A 17501-nucleotide genomic window follows, 5' to 3' on the forward strand; every position below is an offset into this window, starting at 1 on the left:
GATAATCTCAACATGTAGAACTTCTTCAAGGAGCGAATATGAGCGAGAATACTGCGGATACTCCGCTTGACCACGGCGATCAGTCCAAAGCTGACGCCTCGAACGCTCCACGTGTGGCGCGTTCTGCCTCGAACCAGCCATTGATTGCCGACAAAGACCACCCCGAGCAGAACCGTCCGGTTCGTCCTGCTCGCAACCGTCAGAAGCCGCATGCGCGCCGCATGAACCTGTCGCTGACGCGCGTCAGCGCATGGTCGGTCGCCAAGGTGAGCTTCATGCTGTCGCTCGCCGGAGCAATCATTCAGATCATCGCCACGCTGCTGCTGTGGCTGCTGCTCAAGGCGGTCGGCGTGTTCGACCAGGTGACTCAGATCGTGTCTTCCGCAGGTCTTGACTCCGGCAGTCTGAACTTGGCGAACGTGCTGTCGCTGCCAACCGTGCTCAGCGCAGTCACGATCTTCTCCATCGTCGAAATGGTGCTCATCACCATTCTGTGCACGATCTTCGCGCTGCTCTACAACGTGGTCAGCGCGCTCGTCGGCGGCGTACATGTCACGCTCGGCGACGACTGATAATACATATTTTTAGATTGTGCCCCTCTCAGCCGAGCGCTGAGAGGGGCACAATCATTCTTGAGAACCAGTTCGCTGCGTCTGCGCGCGCGTTACACTCATTCATGTGCTTCGATATCTAGGGTTATTCAGTTCATCGTTTACCATCGCGCTCATCGCGTGGCCGTTCGTGTCGTTCCTGCTCACGTTGCCGATCATCGCGTTCATCTACCACCGCAATCACCGCCTGAGCTTCACCAGCGCGTTCACCGCATACGTGGCGGTACTCTACGCGCTCGGCTTGCTCGCGTTCACGATGTACCCGATGCCAGATGACGCTGCACAATACTGCGCGACGCATCACCTCGCGCCGCAGCTCAATATTTTCGAATTCATTCAAGACGCACAGACCGGACTCTACGGCGTGCTGCAGCTCGCGATGAACGTCGTGCTGTTCATGCCACTCGGATTCATGCTCTGCCGCTGGGCAGGCTGGAAATTCTGGGTGGCCACGCCGTTCGCGCTTGGCTGCTCGGTGTTCATAGAAACCTCACAGCTCACCGGCATCTGGGGCATCTACCCGTGTGCCTACCGCCAGTTCGACGTTGACGACATGCTGACGAACACGCTGGGCGCGATGCTCGGCTATGGCATAGCCGTGCTCTACACGAAGCTCGTGCCAAAGAAGGCGAAGCAGCTCAAGGGCACGAACACAAGCCCGGGATTCGTGCACCGCTTCGTTTCGATGACGATCGACTTCCTGCTCATCGATCTCGTGTATGTGCCGCTGAGCTTGCTCTATGTGACGCTGTTCTACCTGATTTTCAAGCCGACCGGAGACGGGCACTTCGTGTGGCTCTCGCTCACGCTCGAACCGCGCGTGCTCGATTATTTGACATGGATTACCGCGGGCATCGCATTCCTGATATTCGAGATGTGGATTCCGTACCGGCATGACGGGCAGACGCTCGGCTGCCGCTACACGCATATGACGATTGAGACGAAGACCCGCAACCGCATGCAGAGGCTCGCATTCTATGCGATTCGCACGCTGCTGCTCGGCGCTGTGTTCGTGTGCTTCGTGATGAACCGCGGGCCGTGGGGTTGGATTCTGCTCGCACTGCTCATCTTCTGGATCGTCAAGAAGTGCATGCCGTGGGATTTGGTGCCGGGCACTGCAAGCTCCACGCCGCGCACGTTCAGCTATGGCGTTGCCGGATTGCCAGACACGGGCTCTGCCGCCGGTGGCGCAAATGCTGCCGCGCCCGTTGCTCAGCAGACCGTGCCAGCTGCGCCGGCAGGTGCTGCGAATGCGTCCGCTTCGATGCCGACTGTGGCCATACCGACTTCGGCGCAGGCACAGAACATTCAACAGAGCATTTCACAGCAAGCCTCGCAGCCCAATACTCCCAATGCCTCCAAGTGAGCACAGCATTTCTGACCGCTCTTGTTGACCGATATATATCGGTCAACAAGAGCTGCTGAGTGACCGAACCAGATAAGGGGCGCCAGAGTGCTGTCTGCGACCGATATGTCGGCCGTTTGCAGCGCCTCTGGCGCCCCTTATGCAGTTTGGTCGATTAGTGGCCGAGGGCGGCGCGCATCTGCACCACTGTGATGAACAGCGCGACCACGTGGCACGAATAGCCGGCGATCGTGCCCAAGTGGAAGATCTCGTGGTAGCCGAACCACTTCGGGAACGGGTTCGGCTTGCGCAGCGCGAAGCACACCGCGCCGGCTATGTAGCATGCGCCGCCCGCGAGTACCAGAATCGTGGGCACGGGACCGATGTATTTCGATCGCCAGAACAGCGCGATGATCGTCGCCGGAGCCAAGCCCATCACGCAATAGATGATCGTGAACAGCCAATCCAATCCTTCAGGCCACAGCAGGTGGCAGACCGTGCCGATCACGGCGGCGCCCCAGAGAATGCCGAAATACGTCCAGCACACCGGCCAATTGTCGAGCGCGAACAGGAACGGCGTGCATGTGCCCGCAATGATCAGGAAGATGTTGGAATAGTCGATCAACGTGAGCACGCGGTCGACTTTCGGCGGCCAATACCCGTGCCCGATGTGCAGTGCGGCGCTGTTACCGAACAACAGGATCACGGTGGCGGTGTAGATGCTCACGCCCACCTTCATGTAACCGCTCGGCGCCAGGCAGATCAGCACGATCGACGCAGCCGTGGCAATCGGAAAGAACACCAAGTGGAACCAGCCGCGCAGCTTCGGCTTCTCGCGCAGAATCTGGTTCTGCTCCTTCTTCACGTTGATCTTCTCGCTCAATTCCTTCTTCTCGTGCAGCTTCTTCGCAGTGACCGCCTTGCGCGGCTTGCTTTGGCGCGGCAGTTGCCCCACATGGCGGTTGTTGCGCTTCATGCGCGAATCCCTGAAATACGCACTGCGCGGCTGATTTCTACGGTTCATACCCTTACTCGTCATATGCCCCAGCTTAAGGAATCAATATTCGAACTTCATGAATGTTATTCCTAAGGTGTATTCGCTCATATACAGCGGAGGGGTTATGTGCCGCAGCACATAACCCCTCAGTCAATCACCTGTGCAAGCTATGCGCATGCATGGTAGATTGCGAAAGCGATTCACCTCGAGCAGCTTAGAAGATGCCCTGTGCGACCATCGCGTTGGCAACCTTCGTGAAGCCGGCGACATTGGCGCCGAACATCAGGTCGCCATCGTGACCGTATTCCTTGGCAGCATCCAGAGACTCGGAAACGATGTTCTTCATGATGCCCTTGAGCTCTTCATCGACCTTCTCGAAGGTCCACGAGAGGCGATAGGAGTTCTGGCTCATCTCCAGGCCGGAAACGGCGACGCCACCGGCGTTCGCAGCCTTGGCTGGGCCATAGAGCAGGCCGTTCTTCTGGTAGACCTCGATGGCCTGAGGCGTGGAAGGCATGTTGGCGCCTTCGCACACCACCGTGCAGCCGTTGTCGACGAGCGTCTGGGCGGATTCGCCGTCGATCTCGTTCTGGGTGGCGCAAGGCAGCGCGATGTCACATGGCACGGTCCACACGCCGCTGCAACCCTCGTGGTATTCAGCGCCGTCAACGCGGTCAATGTATTCGCGAATGCGGCCACGCTTGTTGAGCTTGATGTCCTTGACCACATCCAGGTCGATGCCCTTCGGGTCATACACATAGCCGTTGGAATCGGAGCAGGTGACGACCTTCGCGCCCAGCTGGGTGGCCTTCTCGATGGCGAAGATGGCCACGTTGCCGGAACCGGAAACGACGACGGTCTTGCCTTCGAAGGAATCGTTGCGCAGAACGCGCAGAGCCTCCTGCGTGTAGTAGCACAGGCCGTAGCCGGTCGCCTCGGTGCGGGCGAGTGAACCGCCGAACTCCAGGCCCTTGCCGGTCAGCACGCCAGTGAACTCGTTGCGCAAGCGCTTGTATTGGCCAAACAGGTAGCCGACCTCGCGTGCGCCAACGTTGATGTCGCCGGCAGGAACGTCGGTGAACTGGCCGATGTGACGCTGCAGCTCGGTCATGAACGCCTGGCAGAAACGCATCACTTCAGCATCGGAACGGCCCTTCGGGTTGAAATCCGAGCCGCCCTTGCCGCCGCCCATGGGCAGGCCGGTCAGCGAGTTCTTCAGAATCTGCTCGAAGCCGAGGAACTTGATGACGCTCTCGGTGACGGTTGGGTGGAAGCGCAGACCGCCCTTGTATGGGCCGATCGCCGAGTTGAACTGCACGCGGTAGCCACGGTTCACCTGCACGTCGCCGTTGTCGTCAACCCAGGCGACGCGGAACTTGACCAGTCGCTCCGGCTCGACGAAGCGCTGCAGTACGCCTGCCGCCTCGTATTCCGGGTGCTTGGCGAACACAGGTTCGATGCTTTCGAAGACTTCCTGCACAGCCTGCAGGAATTCGGACTGATCTGGGTCACGAGCTTCGACCTGCTCGTACACGCGCTTCACATACTCGTCAGTGAGCATTGTTTCTCTTTCTATGTGGGCGGATAAATCTCATTTATTGTAAAGAGCGCGCGCACTGTTGTGAATACACATTTTCAATTATTGGAATTCTGAGTTCCCGTATTCGCGCTCGCGGTCTTGATTGTGCTGGAAATACGAGGAGTATTGTCTGCCCGCGAAATCGTGCGGTGGAACGCGGCGAACACCGCCCATGCCACCGGCATAGTGAGCAGCAGCGTCGGGTAGAACCAGCGGATCGGCAGTCCGCCATAGAGCATGCCGCCGAGCAGCGGGCCGAGGAACATGCCGAGGTCGATGCCCGCATAATATGTGGTGTTTGCCATGCCGCTGCGTGCTTTGCCGGCGATGATCACAGCCTTCGCCTGCGTCACCGAGCTCATCATGCCGTAGCCGCACGCAGTGGCGACGGCAGCCAGCGCGAGCTGCCAGAACGCGTGCAAATAAGTGAGAGACAGCAGCATCACGCAGTCGCTCGCCGTGCAGATGATCATGAAGAATACGAATGATTTCGAATCGAACCAATTGCGCAAGCTGATGCGCAGAATAAGCAGCGCGATCGCATAGATGGGGAAGAACACGGAGACGCCGAAACGCACATGCGTGTCACTCGCATAGTTGACGATGAACGACTGGTTCGCGAAATAGGGAATGCCGAACATCATGAAAATCACCGCAATCGGAATGACTTTCGGCTCGAACAACGTGCTCAGTTTGAATCTGTGCTGCGTGTGCTGCACCGCAGTGCGTGCAGCGTACGGTTTACCGGCGTCGCGTATGAGCAGCACGCAGATGACGACCGTGATCGCGAGTCCCGCACCGATCCAGAACGCGGTGCGGTAGCCGGCGGTTTTCGAAACACGGATGCCGAGGTCGGGGCCGAACGCCTGTGCCAGCGCGTTCATCGTGCCGTAGAGTCCCATGCCCGCGCCCATGCGGCGCACCGGCAGCAGCATCGACAGCCATGTAGACAGGCATACCGATATGCAGGCGAAGCCAACGCCGTTGACTATGCGCGCACACAGCAGCGACGCCGGATTCGACGCGTACGCGTACCAAATATTCGTCAGCACATACAGTGAAGCGCCGAGCACGGCGAGCCGCCGTTTGCTCGTGCGATCCGCCAAATGACCGGCGACGGGGCGGCAGAACAGCGCGGAGAGCGAGAGCGCGCCGGCGATGAAGCCCATCAGCGTGCCGCTTGCGCCGAGCGTGTGCGCATAGCCGGCGATGATCGGGCCCGACAGCATGCTGGATGCCATGAAGAAGAACGTCGCCGCCATGATGAGCGCCACGTCTCGCGTGATCAGCCGCTCTTTGTTACTTGACTTGCTGCTCTGCTCGGTTTGCTGCGGTTTACGCCACCCGCCCTGCTGCTTGCGATGCTCTGTGCTTGCCATGCCGTCCCTTTTGTTCGTCCGGCATCATTCTATCTACCTGCTATCAGCGGGCAGAATAACTGGAAAGTAAAAATCGAAATGATGGGGAGAAAGTGTGTGCGCGAGCTTCAAGCAGTTCAATATTCAGTTATGTAAAGCTTGAGATTACAACGATTCGAGCTATTGCGAACTGAACAACGCCGACATGCACTTAAACGTTTAAGTTGTTAGAATGTCAGCCAATGAGCATGCAAAGTCGAATGCTCATTAGTGAAGATGGAAGGATTCCCCTTGGCACAGTCAATAATGAAGAAATTGATTGCGTTATGTGCCGCGTCGGCAACGTTGCTCGGCACGGCGGCACTCTCGACCTCGGCGCTCGCCGACGAGAACGCAGGCAACGGTGCGGCGGTCAACACAAGCGACGCACAGGCAACCGCAGAAACCCGCGCATTGTTCGCGTCACTGCGCGATACGCAGGCGGGCGACGTGCGCTTCGGCCAGCAGCACGCCACCGACGAGCACATCAGCCCCACGGCAACGCAGGGTGACGTGTATGAAATGACAGGCAAATACCCCGCGGTGTTCGGCTGGGATGCCGGACTCGTGCTCGAAGGTCGCGAAAAGCCGGGCAGTGGCTCCGATCAGAACGCCAACGCCGCACTGCTCGCCGACGAAATCGTGAAAGCCGACGAACTCGGTGCGATCGTCACGCTGTCCGCGCACTGGAGCAACCCGAAAACCGGCGGAAACTATGATGATACGACGCGCGTCGTAGCCGATCTGCTTCCGGGAGGCGCGTATTCAGCCAAGTTCAACACGATGCTCGACGGCATCGCCAAAGTAGCCGAAGAATCCAAGCGCGCAGACGGCACGCAGATTCCGATTATCTTCCGCCCGCTGCACGAGAACACCGGCAACTGGTTCTGGTGGGGCGCGACGCACGCCACAGCAGATGAATACAAGGAACTGTTCCGCTACACCGTGAACTATTTGCGTGACATCAAGGGCGTGCATAACTTCCTGTATGCGTATTCGCCGGGCGGCACGCTCGACGGCAACGCGAACGCCTATTTGAAGACGTACCCGGGCGACGGTTACGTTGACGTGCTCGGCTACGACACCTACGACAGCGACAACGAGAAAGACGACGCCTCTGCCTGGCTCGCTCCGGTGATGAAAGACATGAAGATGATCAACGATCAGGCCACCGAGCGCGGCAAGATCGTGGCTTTCACCGAGTTCGGTCGCAGCGGTGCGCGCGGCTATAAGAAAGACACTGAAACAAAAGACAAGCAGTTCTTCTCGGAACTGCGCGATGCGCTCGCTCAGAACGCCCCGAACACTGCATACATGATGACGTGGGCGAACTTCGGCGGTTCCGGAGACAACTTCCAGGCATACACGCCGTGGAAGGGGCAGGACGCCGAACCTGAGTTCGTGGAGTTCGCGAACAGCTCCGACAAGCTGATGGCAAGCGCGAGCAATGTGGATTATTCGCATGCTCCGGCAGTTGCCGCGAAGACGGGCACCGCACGCATTGTGACGCCGACGAACGGCAGCCGCGTGACTTCGAACGAGATCGCGATTCGCGTCAAGGTGGACGACGTGAACATGGGCAAGGTGAAGTTCGACAACACCGACAAGGCTCCATACGTCATCAGCAACGGCATCGTGACTGACCGCAAAGACGCTGACGGCAATGCCGTGACCGTTCCGCTCACCTACACCTGCAATGGCTACCTCACCGGCACACTTGACCTTGCCAAGGCTGGCATCGCGCTCGACAACGGCACGCTCAAGCTCACCCCGCAGATTGCCTTGAACGACGGCACGCTGCTCAAGTCGCCGGAGGGCACCGATGGCACGGTTGAGATCAAGCTCGGTGAGGCTCCGGCCGTTGCCGAGAACGTCATCGACGATTTCGATTACGACAACGATGACGAGCTGAATGCCGCATACGCTCCGAACAACGGCAAGAGCGATTTCTTCACGCTCGTCGCAAGCCCTGAAGGTGCTGAATACGGCAACGCCGTGAATCTGCACTACGACTACAACGCGAACCCGGGCTACACCGGCTACGCGCGCTCGTTCGATCCGAAGCGCGACTGGTCGAAATACACCGGCATCAGCATGTTCTACAAGCCAGACGGCTCCGATCACAAGCTCGTGATTCAGATGAACGCCAACGGCGTGACCTTCGAGGCATACCCGTCGCTCAAGGGCACGGAAGCGCAGACCATCGAGCTGCCGTTCGACGATCCTGACGTGTGGAAGGTCGCCAGCTGGGACACCACGAATGCCGGCAAGACCCCAAGCCAGCAGCTGCTTTCGAAGGTCGGTTCCTTTGCGATTTACGTGAACGACAACGACAACGAGCTGCATGATGGTGCTGGGCGTCCGCGCACCGGCGACATCGTGTTCGATTCGATCAAGCTCGTCGGTGAACGCGACCCATACGTGCCGGAAGAGCAGCCATCCGAGCCTTCGGAGCCTGCCGAGCCGATCACGCTCGACGACTTCGAATCGTATGCCGACACCGCCGCACTGCAGGATGCCTGGGGCAACCGTGGCCACACTGAAGTGCTGTCGCTCGAAACTGAAGCTGATGGCAACAAATACATGAAGTACTCCCACCCAGAGGGCGGCTGGTACGACGTTGCCACGTTCATCCAGAACGATGCGACCCGCAACAACTGGACCGGCGAAGGCAAGCTCACGTTCCGTTTGAAGAACAACGGCTCCAACAACGCCATGGCAATCCAGATCGGCACCGCCGACGGCAAGTATTTCCACGTCGATCAGAAGCTCGATTCCGCCATGCCTCAAGGCTGGAACAACATCGAGATCGACTTGGTGGGCAATCCTTCGCTCACGCAGTCGTGGCCTGAAGACGCCAACAAAGGCAAGACGATGAAGGCCGATGACCTCGCACTCATCAAGGAGATCGTTGTTGCCGGCAACACCTGGGCAGATGATCCGGCTGTGGAATTCGGCATCGACGACCTGAAGGTCGTGCCATCCGATGGCAACACCTCCGAGACGCCGTCCGAGCCTTCGGAGCCGACTGAGCCATCTGAGCCGACCGAACCGGAAACCCCTGATTATTCCGCTGACATCGCCGCTGGCGATCCAGCCACGTGCCCGATCAACTTCGCGCAAGATGACAATCAGGAGCCAACTACGCCGACCACGCCTGTTCAGCCGACTGAGCCGAGCAACCCGTCAACCGGCGGCAGCAACACTGCCGGCGAAACGAACAAACCAGCTGGAGAAACTGCAAGCAATGCTGCGGCGAGCGAGGCCTCGCAGGTCGCCAGCACCGGCTCGTCAACCGCAGTGGTTGTGGCCGTCGCGGTGGCGCTGGTGCTCGCCGGAGCTGTGACGCTGGCATGGGCTCGCCAATCCCGCCAGCATCGCTAGTGCGCTCGCTGGCGTGCTGACAAGAGGCAGCCATTTGCCGTTTGTCAGTCGGTAGCCGGTAGTTACTACCGGCTACCCGTGATCTGGCACCAGTAAATCTGAGTCTGATATTCAGCACTGTGTAATTCAGCACTGTGCAATTCGATGGGGTCGCGCGGCAGGTCATCTGCCGCGCGACCCTTTTGCGACCGATGTATATATCGGTTGGAAGTGAGCATCTTGCAGTAGCGAAAACGTCAGACAGATTGCATATATTTGCGTAATAATACAAGTATTTCCACAAGTCAGGAGAAAAATATGATCGACGGATTCAAAAAATTTATTGCCCGCGGCAACATGATCGACATGGCAGTCGGCGTGGTCATGGGCGCAGCAGTCACCACAGTCGTCAACTCCATTGTGAACAGCGTCATCAACCCACTCATCGCCATGATCTTCGGTAAGCAAGATATGAGCGGTCTGCTGGCGTTCACGTTCAATAATTCAACGGTCTCGTTCGGCGCAGTGCTCGGCGCGCTGATCAACTTCTTCGCCGTCGCCGTTGCCGTGTATTTCTGCATCATCGTGCCGATCAATAAGCTGCGCGGTCTTTCTGAGAAGGCCATGGCGAAGGTCAGGAAGAACGACGACGGCAGCGTGGTCGAAGAGGAGCCGGAGCTCAGCCCAGATGAGCAGACGGTGATTCTGCTGCAGGAAATTCGTGACGCGCTCAAAGAACAGCACGTGTGAACCGAAATAACTTGAAAAGCGCTTCGCTAACGCAATTGCCCGCCAAAATATGCTTGTTTGGCGGGCAATTGCGTTATATGGGGTGATTCTGAGAGGTATCGCCGATATAATGCAAGCGTGGAGCGAGGAGGGACGATGCGGTATTGCATGAATTGCGGGCAGCCGCTTCCAGAAGGTGCGACGGTCTGCGGAAACTGTGGGTATCCGGTGCAGGGAACTCCTGAAGATACCGTGACGATGCCAAGCGAGTCGCATGCTGCGAACTCCTCTGTGCAGAGTTCCTCAGCGAATCCGCTGATTTATTCGGAAACACCTACGGCGGTCATTCATATGCCGTCGCTCGACAACTCAGCTCAGAACTCAACTCAGCCAGCGGGGCAGCCATCTCCGGTTCTGCCGCCGCAGAACACGGTGTTTCCGTCTGCGCCGTTGCCGCCTGCGGGTAATTCCGGAGGCATCGGCTCTGGTGCACCAGACGGTGGTACGCAGCAGTCTGCGAACAAGCCGTCGAGAAAGCGCGTATGGATTATCGTGACGGCCATCGTTGTGGTGCTCGCGCTGATCGGCGGGGGAGTGTTCTGGTATGTCTCTTCGCGCCGCAAGTCTGAAGTCGCGGCAGCGCAGTCCGCGTGCCAGCAAGCAGTCGATGCGCTCAATACGCAGACCGAAGAGAACGCCGCGAAGGTTGAGGAGGCGGCGACGCTGGCGAAGACGTCGAACAGTGAAGTCACTGATGCGAGCACAGTGAAGCAGCTCAAATCTGCGCTCGACAAATATCAGAAGATCACCGGAGATAAAAGCGGGCTCTCTTGCCCCGCTAGTGCGAGTGCGGAGGCGCTGCGGCAGGTGACGAGTCGCGCGCAATCGTGGCGTGAGTCTCAGGCCAGCGATTTCAAATCGCTCGAGACGGCCATGAATGCCGTGCAGAGCAGCAAAGAACAAAAGGCGAAGAAAACTGCGGAAGAGGAGGCTGCGAAGAAGAAAGCCGAGCAGCAGAAAGCCGAGCAGGAATCTGCGCAGGCATCTGAGTCGGCGGGAACGGAGTCTCAGCAGCAGTCGACGCAGGGGCAGACTGGTGGGCAAACTGATGGCAACAGCTCGGCAGGGCAGTCTGCGGGCAGTTCTGCCACGCAGACGTATGCGAACTCGCGATATGGGTTTACGGTGACTGTGCCGGGCGATTTCGCTGCGCAACCTGAATCTGACAACGGGGATGGCAAAGAGTTTGTGAACAGTTCGCTGAACATGACCATTACGGCGGCTGCGATGCACACGACGCTGACTCCGCAGCAATACTTCGACCAGACGTATCGCGATCGTTACAACGTGAGTTATTCGCTCGTGGACGGCGACGTGGTGGTGGCCAGCTGGAAGGACGGCAGCACCATTCATTATGTGCGCAATATCTTGCGCGAGGGCGTGGTGTATTCGGTGTCGTTCGAATATCCGGAGAGCAACAAGCCGCAGTGCGATCCGATCCTGGAGGCGGTTGCGCCGACGTTGACGCCACCCGCGCACGCCACTGGGCTGTGAGCTTGCGGGGTGTGAGATAGCTGCGCGTGTTTTTCATGCACGGGCAACTTGCGGGCAACTTGTCGTGCGATTCGCGTGCGATTAGCTTGCGATTTTGCATGCATTGGGCGTGCGTGCCGCGTGCGATGAAAAGTCTCGTGGTGTGCGGCAAAACGTTGATATATCAGGCGTTCTGTGGTTGGCTGTGTGTGCCGAGCGTGCCGTGAGGAACTGTGCAGTGCCGAAATCATCAGCGTGCGATTGCATCGACTCTGCAACACTTGAGATGAGTTTTCTTGCCTCAACCGTTGAAAAGCTCGGCGTGTCGTAGTGTTGTCTTCAGCGCAATCTCAGCGCCTTGAGGTGCGAAAAACGCCCAAAAATGACCCGATTTCGGCTTGAAATCGGGTTGGGGCAAATAATAGAAAAACCGCTGAAAACCCAATGTTTTCAACGGTTACCGCTAGTGGAGCTAACCGGGTTCGAACCGGTGACCCTCTGCTTGCAAAGCAGATGCGCTACCAGCTGCGCTATAGCCCCAACGGGAAAGCACGTGAGAATGCTCTCCACGTGGGCCCGGGAGGACTTGAACCTCCGACCTCATCCTTATCAGGGATGCGCTCTAACCACCTGAGCTACGGGCCCGAACCGCTACGTGCGAGACGCAACAGATAGATAGAATACACTCGTTCGACTAAGCGCGCAACTTGGTGCTGCTTCGGCGTGTCGCTCTGCGGCGCGTGGAAGTGTGCCTATGCTGGTCGTATGACTGAGCGCACTGACGACGGCAAATCCCGCTGCTCTTGGGTGAATCTGAATAATCCGGCATATGTGGCCTACCACGATTCCGAGTGGTGCGTGCCAACTCACGATGACCATGAGCTCTTCGAAATGCTCGTACTCGAAGGGTTCCAGGCAGGGCTCACCTGGGAATCCATTCTGAACCGACGCCAAGGATTCCGCGACGCGTTCGATAATTTCGATGTGAACGCGGTCGCCGCGTATGATGAGCGGAAAATGGCTGATCTGAAGAACGATTCACGCATTATTCGCAACGGCGCGAAGATCAAAGCCGCCGTGAGCAATGCCAATATATTCCGAGATATTGCTGCGGAATATGGCAGTTTCGCGAACTATCTATGGAATTGGAGCGACGGGGAAGTGGTGTATGAAGTCGGTCAAGCGACGTCGCCGTTGTCGGATGCGCTGTCGAAAGATCTGAAGAAGCGCGGTATGAAGTTCGTCGGACCGACGATCATGTATTCATATTTGCAAGCGGCAGGAATAATCAATTCTCATGAGCCGGAGTGCTATCTCTATAAAGTTCAGCGTTGAAGTATTGAACATTGATCTGCGTGGTTGAGTGCGCGCGAAGAAGGGTGTAATTCGAACATTTGTCCGAATTGAACTCGATAATATCAGCTATGTCTTTTCGTGGAATGCCTCGAGTCCGTTCATTTTCTAGGCGTGCGCAGCCGCGTCGTGCAATTGTTTCCCGTGAAACACTCAATATCGACGGCCTGCAGGTGACGGTGGTGCGCAAGAACAACCGCAATATGTATCTGCATGTGAAACCGCCGTATGGCATGATCGAAATCACCGCCCCGACTCGCATGAGCAAAGACGTGATCGTGTCGTTCGTGCGCGAACGTCGAGGATGGATCGAAGAAGCGCTGCGCAATATGGCGGAGGCTCGTCAGCGTACGTTTGCTTCGACTGAAGTGGATTCCAATGTTCCCTCGAGCTCTGTTATGGCACATGGGGATCGCGGGAACACCGACGTTGGTGCACCTTCTGGCGATAGTTTCACGTGGAACGAAGTGTATAAGGAGCGTGCACGCGAATCGATTGAACAGCAATTGCCCGCGCTACTTCGCAAATGGGAGCCTGTCGTCGGACGCTCGCCAAGTCGCATCACCTTGCGCACGATGTCATCCCGCTGGGGTTCGTGCACGCCAAAAACCGCGAGGATCCGCCTGAATCTACAACTCGGGCTGATGGATCCGAAGTTCCTTGAATATGTGCTCGTGCATGAGATGACCCATTTGTGGGAGAGCGGTCACGGTGCTGCATTCCAAGCGCGCATGACCGACTATCTGCCGAATTGGAAGCAGTTGCGTCGTGAACTCAACCGTTGCACGCTGCTCGCCGACGCCGAGCTCAAAGGCTGATTACTTCAACTGTCAATTGGCTCAGTGACCAATTAGGCAAGGGTGGTTGGCGCACAAGGTTGATCGTTGAGTGAAGCCTTCGCCACCTCACTTTGCTGGTGGGGATATAAAACCGTGTAGGGCTTGAGTAGCCGGTTTTGTAAAACGTTGGAAATTAGCGCTTTTGGCAATGCGGATACTCCGGCGTTCGGAAGTTTTATATCTCCCCCAGCGATTAGGCGAGCCGTTGTTGGTTGTGGACGGAACGTGCGAGCTGATGCTGTGCATTCTCTTCGCTTTGGGTAGCGCTTTTATACTTTTTATACTTTTATACTTTTCTGCGTTGGGGCGTCAGTGCTTGCGTTGCGGTCGCATGCTGGCAAAAAGTCGCAACGCGTGGTTTGAACGCATTGTTTGGTAGAACATTTGTTCGAAATGCGGTATACTGGTGATTTCGCTGGACATGGCAGTATGCGTTGAGGTGGGAGGCGGCATGAGCAAGGGTGTGTTCGGTGCCGCTGGGTATGAGGCTTCGCTCAATGGTAACGATGCCGCCGTCGAGCAAGCTGATCACATGGTCACTGAATCCAGCATCGTTTACGGCGCTGAACCAATTCCACGTGAGCTCACTAGTTCAGCAATTCCTTCGCCGAAAATGCGTGATGCTGATGCTTTGCGCAACCATTTCGCTGCGTCTGTTTCTAGGCAACCTACCCCGTCTCGCGTGCGGGCGGATGCGCGGGCAGGAACGCGAATGGATGCGCGGGCAGACGCCTATGCACAGCTGCGCCGAGTGCTCCACGAAACGCATCACGAGGAGCGCTACAACGCCACGTCGATTGCCACTGCCTTCGACGCCACTCCGCTCGACCCTCCAGAAATCCGCCATCTCGTCGGCATGTTCCGCTTCTCGCACGATCCAGAGCGCACCGAAGAGTTCCTCGAACAAGCTGAATACATGGCCGATTATGAGCCCAAGGGCACTTTCGACTCGTCGTTCAATGAGTTCTTTCCCGTGTACAGCGACATGACCGTCAGCCAGCTCAAAGGCTACTTCGCCTGGCGCACCTGCATACGCCACGGCGACTATGTGCCCACGTCCTCGTCGACTGCCTACGTGTATGTGTACGAGCTGCTCAATGGCATCGGTGTGCAGAACATGACCGACGCATACCGCCGTCTCAACGAGTTCCGCGAACACTATGTCGATCAGTATGACAAGAGCATGGCTTACTACGCCAATAGTTGGCTGCGAGATATGGTCATCGCCTACGATCTGCCCGAAGAATGCATGCGTGAACAATTCGGCGCGCAAATAAGCGAAGACGAAACGTATGCCACGCTCATACAGCCGCAAAACCGCACTGCTGAGCAGATCGTGCACGCGCTGCGCTCACTGAGCTCATACAACGCGAGCAAGTCGCCGCTCAACAAGCTAGTGCCGCAGTCGTCGAGCAATCTCACGCTGTATGACCGCGCGCTTGCCGCCGCATGGCTCGCCATCGCCGCAGATCGCGATCCCGCCGAGCCGAGCAGCTTCTTCGACAATTACATCGCCATGCAGCACGCGCGCCCGGTTTCGCTGTTCAGCACAGCTGTCTTCTCGCGTACTCGTGCCGCCGCTCGCATGCCGCAAGGCGAGCGGCGGGTCAGCGTCGATCCCGCGTGCTCGTACACGTATGAGAACAAACGCTGGTACATCAACACATACGAGCCCGTTGCGTTCCAGCGCACGAATATGAACAATCTGCTGCATGAGGTAGATCGCGTAGGTCGGCAAATCTGGCACACTGGCCGCGCTCTCAAACCGCGCGGTAGTCACCCGCCGTGCAGTCAGATAATCAAGCGCGCGTTGACTGAGCTCAAGACGCAGCTCGACCGCGAGCAGTGGGAGCGGGAGCATCCGCCAATTCACGTGGATCTCACGCGTCTCAGTTCGATTCGTGAAGCTGCCGCTGGCACGCGCGACAGCCTGCTCACCGAAGCCGAGCTCGAAGCGGAGCGTGAGGCAGTGACTGAAGATAGGACGGCAACTGAAGAAGTGCAGACTGAAAAGCTCTGTCAGTCTGAATCTCAAGAATTGCAAGGTCTCTCAGAGTATGGCGAAAATGCTCTGTTGAAAATGCGATACATGCTGAGGTTACTGAGACAATAGAAAATTCGGAGATGCCGGAAAACTCTGGGAACTCCGAAACAGATCTGCAGCTGTCTCCCGACGAACTGCTGTTGCTGCGCGCGCTCGCCGCAGGAGAGCCGCCCGCCGAGTGGAAGCCGAAACTGCTCGCCAAGCATCTGCTGCCGTCGGTGCTCGCCGACTCGATCAACGAGAAAGTGTTCGACGTTGTAGCGGACAGCGTGCTGGAAACCGATGACAACGGCGACCCCGCGCTGATCGAAGACTATGTGCCCGACGTGCGCGGCATACTCGCGAACATATCTGAATAAAGGAGAATCATGCCTGAGCAACAACGTAGAATTCCGCGCCGCATTGCGCAGACCGTCATCAACTCGCTCAAGGGCGGTGTGGTGCCGCGCATTGGCCTGCCATACATCACGGTCGGCAGAACCGCGGAAATAAAAGCATTGCTGCATGACGTGGACATAGTCGCGGACGGCGGCGCCTCGTTCCGCTTCATCGTCGGGCGCTATGGTTCCGGCAAGTCGTTCCTGCTGCAGAGTCTGCGCAATTACGTGATGGACCGCGGTTTCGTGGTCGTCGACGCCGATCTCTCCCCGAACCGCCGTCTGCACGGCACTGCCGGCCAGGGACTCGCCACGTACCGCGAGCTCGTCGCCAACCTCGCCACGAAAACCAAGCCTGAGGGTGGCGCGCTCGTGCTTGTGCTCGACCGCTGGATCAGTTCGGTGCAGCAGCAAACCGCGCAAGAAACCGGCCTCGACCCGTCAGATCCGGCGTTCACGCAGGCAGTTGACAAGAAAATAGGCGAAACCATCGGCTCGCTCGACGAACTTGTGCACGGATTTGATTTTGCGCAATTATTGGAAAATATTATCGTGCGAGTCTCGCCGATGACAAGGCGACGAAATCGGCGGTACTCAAGTGGTTCCGCGGCGAATACGAGCGGAAGACCGATGCCAAGAACGAGCTCGGCGTCTCCGTCATCATCTCCGACGACGATTGGTACGATTACCTGAAATTGTTTGCAGTGTTTTTCCGCCAAGCCGGGTATGCAGGACTCTACATCATGATCGACGAGCTCGTGAATCTGTCGAAAATTCCGAACGCTATCTCACGTCAATATAATTATGAAAAATACTTGCAATATATAACGATGTATTGCAAGGAAAAGCAAGATATTTAGGTGTACTCATGTGCGGCACCCCGCAGGCCGTGGAAGATAAACGGCGGGGTGTGTTCAGCTACGAGGCGCTCCGCAGTAGGCTTGCGAGCGGGCGCTTCTCCGGCGACGGACGTCATGACATGGCCGCGCCGCTCATCTACCTCGAGCCGCTGAGTGCCGAGGAGATGACCGTGCTCGTCGGCAAACTCGCGCAAATGCATGCGAGTTTGTTCCAATACGAGCAGACGCTCACCGACGAGGATCTCGCGAAATTCATTCAGATTGAATACGGTAGAATCGGCGCGGATCACACCATCACGCCACGCGAAGTCATCCGCGATTTCATTGAGCTACTCGATATTCTGCAGCAACATCCGAATATGAGCGTCAGTGGACTGCTCGGTTCGCAGGAATTCACATATGCGCAGTCTGACGTTGTTTCTAATAAAACAACAGAAGAATTTGCAGAATTTACTATTTAAGTAAATTTAAATA

12 protein-coding genes, 2 tRNA genes and 1 pseudogene are annotated in these 17501 nt (G+C 57.3%); 10 read left to right on the forward strand and 5 right to left on the reverse strand.

Going from position 1 to position 17501, the window contains the following annotated elements:
• Positions 1-38 precede the first annotated feature (38 nt).
• Together GSD1FS_RS02690 and GSD1FS_RS02695 are read left to right on the forward strand one after the other, a co-directional pair.
• The gene (locus GSD1FS_RS02690; RefSeq protein WP_155588268.1) at positions 39-572 is read left to right on the forward strand and encodes a DUF3566 domain-containing protein; all 534 of its coding nucleotides are present in this window, start codon (positions 39-41) and stop codon (positions 570-572) included.
• A 106-nt stretch (positions 573-678) separates the two neighbouring features.
• A complete protein-coding gene (locus tag GSD1FS_RS02695; protein ID WP_343030174.1) occupies positions 679-1977 on the forward strand; it encodes a VanZ family protein in 1299 nt (432 codons plus the stop codon).
• 154 nt (positions 1978-2131) lie between these two features.
• Here the strand turns inward: GSD1FS_RS02695 and trhA are convergent, their stop codons facing one another.
• From trhA to GSD1FS_RS02710, 3 genes are all read right to left on the reverse strand, one after another.
• On the reverse strand, positions 2132-2932 hold the full coding sequence (gene trhA, locus GSD1FS_RS02700; protein WP_155588465.1) for a PAQR family membrane homeostasis protein TrhA: 801 nt from the start codon (positions 2930-2932) through the stop codon (positions 2132-2134).
• Between the two features lie 235 nt (positions 2933-3167).
• Positions 3168-4514, reverse strand: coding sequence for an NADP-specific glutamate dehydrogenase (gdhA, locus tag GSD1FS_RS02705; RefSeq protein WP_155588269.1), 1347 nt, complete (start codon positions 4512-4514; stop codon positions 3168-3170).
• A 74-nt stretch (positions 4515-4588) separates the two neighbouring features.
• Positions 4589-5911, reverse strand: coding sequence for an MFS transporter (locus GSD1FS_RS02710; RefSeq protein ID WP_155588270.1), 1323 nt, complete (start codon positions 5909-5911; stop codon positions 4589-4591).
• A 270-nt stretch (positions 5912-6181) separates the two neighbouring features.
• On the opposite strand from GSD1FS_RS02710, the gene GSD1FS_RS02715 reads away from it, so the two are divergent.
• From GSD1FS_RS02715 to GSD1FS_RS02725, 3 genes are all read left to right on the forward strand, one after another.
• Complete coding sequence (locus GSD1FS_RS02715) at positions 6182-9313, forward strand: glycosyl hydrolase (RefSeq protein WP_246165731.1); 3132 nt, start codon at positions 6182-6184, stop codon at positions 9311-9313.
• 297 nt (positions 9314-9610) lie between these two features.
• Positions 9611-10042: a large conductance mechanosensitive channel protein MscL gene (gene mscL, locus GSD1FS_RS02720; protein WP_155588271.1), complete on the forward strand. Its 432-nt coding sequence runs from the start codon at positions 9611-9613 to the stop codon at positions 10040-10042.
• Positions 10043-10189: 147 nt separating this feature from the next.
• Positions 10190-11575 carry a zinc ribbon domain-containing protein gene (locus tag GSD1FS_RS02725; protein WP_196425005.1) on the forward strand — a complete coding sequence of 462 codons (1386 nt, stop codon included), beginning with the start codon at positions 10190-10192 and terminating at the stop codon, positions 11573-11575.
• Positions 11576-12021: 446 nt separating this feature from the next.
• Here GSD1FS_RS02725 and GSD1FS_RS02730 read toward each other — a convergent pair.
• A tRNA-Ala gene (locus tag GSD1FS_RS02730) sits at positions 12022-12094 on the reverse strand.
• Positions 12095-12125: 31 nt separating this feature from the next.
• A tRNA-Ile gene (locus GSD1FS_RS02735) sits at positions 12126-12199 on the reverse strand.
• 120 nt (positions 12200-12319) lie between these two features.
• Between GSD1FS_RS02735 and GSD1FS_RS02740 the strand changes: the two genes are divergently transcribed.
• From GSD1FS_RS02740 to GSD1FS_RS02760, 5 genes and pseudogenes are all read left to right on the forward strand, one after another.
• On the forward strand, positions 12320-12889 hold the full coding sequence (locus GSD1FS_RS02740) for a DNA-3-methyladenine glycosylase I (protein WP_155588273.1): 570 nt from the start codon (positions 12320-12322) through the stop codon (positions 12887-12889).
• 89 nt (positions 12890-12978) lie between these two features.
• Positions 12979-13725, forward strand: a complete 747-nt coding sequence (locus tag GSD1FS_RS02745) for a YgjP family zinc-dependent metalloprotease (protein ID WP_155588274.1) — start codon at positions 12979-12981, stop codon at positions 13723-13725.
• A gap of 472 nt (positions 13726-14197) precedes the next feature.
• Positions 14198-15859, forward strand: a complete 1662-nt coding sequence (locus GSD1FS_RS02750; RefSeq protein ID WP_196425006.1) for a TerB N-terminal domain-containing protein — start codon at positions 14198-14200, stop codon at positions 15857-15859.
• Between the two features lie 11 nt (positions 15860-15870).
• Positions 15871-16149 carry a tellurite resistance TerB C-terminal domain-containing protein gene (locus tag GSD1FS_RS02755; protein ID WP_155588276.1) on the forward strand — a complete coding sequence of 93 codons (279 nt, stop codon included), beginning with the start codon at positions 15871-15873 and terminating at the stop codon, positions 16147-16149.
• Between the two features lie 9 nt (positions 16150-16158).
• Positions 16159-17488 (forward strand): annotated as a pseudogene (locus tag GSD1FS_RS02760) (ATP-binding protein).
• The last annotated feature ends 13 nt before the right edge of the window (positions 17489-17501 follow it).

This window comes from Bifidobacterium canis, from assembly GCF_009727065.1.
GTDB classification, from domain to species: domain Bacteria; phylum Actinomycetota; class Actinomycetes; order Actinomycetales; family Bifidobacteriaceae; genus Bifidobacterium; species Bifidobacterium canis.

Bases quoted from the DNA above. Each gene is read 5' to 3' on its own strand.
- GSD1FS_RS02750 (WP_196425006.1), top strand. From the start codon at position 14,198: ATGAGCAAGGGTGTGTTCGGTGCCGCTGGGTATGAGGCTTCGCTCAAT.
- GSD1FS_RS02745 (WP_155588274.1), top strand. From the start codon at position 12,979: ATGTCTTTTCGTGGAATGCCTCGAGTCCGTTCATTTTCTAGGCGTGCG.
- GSD1FS_RS02755 (WP_155588276.1), top strand. From the start codon at position 15,871: ATGCCGGAAAACTCTGGGAACTCCGAAACAGATCTGCAGCTGTCTCCC.
- GSD1FS_RS02710 (WP_155588270.1), bottom strand. From the start codon at position 5,911: ATGGCAAGCACAGAGCATCGCAAGCAGCAGGGCGGGTGGCGTAAACCG.
- GSD1FS_RS02725 (WP_196425005.1), top strand. From the start codon at position 10,190: ATGAATTGCGGGCAGCCGCTTCCAGAAGGTGCGACGGTCTGCGGAAAC.
- GSD1FS_RS02690 (WP_155588268.1), top strand. From the start codon at position 39: ATGAGCGAGAATACTGCGGATACTCCGCTTGACCACGGCGATCAGTCC.
- mscL (WP_155588271.1), top strand. From the start codon at position 9,611: ATGATCGACGGATTCAAAAAATTTATTGCCCGCGGCAACATGATCGAC.
- GSD1FS_RS02740 (WP_155588273.1), top strand. From the start codon at position 12,320: ATGACTGAGCGCACTGACGACGGCAAATCCCGCTGCTCTTGGGTGAAT.
- trhA (WP_155588465.1), bottom strand. From the start codon at position 2,932: ATGAAGCGCAACAACCGCCATGTGGGGCAACTGCCGCGCCAAAGCAAG.
- gdhA (WP_155588269.1), bottom strand. From the start codon at position 4,514: ATGCTCACTGACGAGTATGTGAAGCGCGTGTACGAGCAGGTCGAAGCT.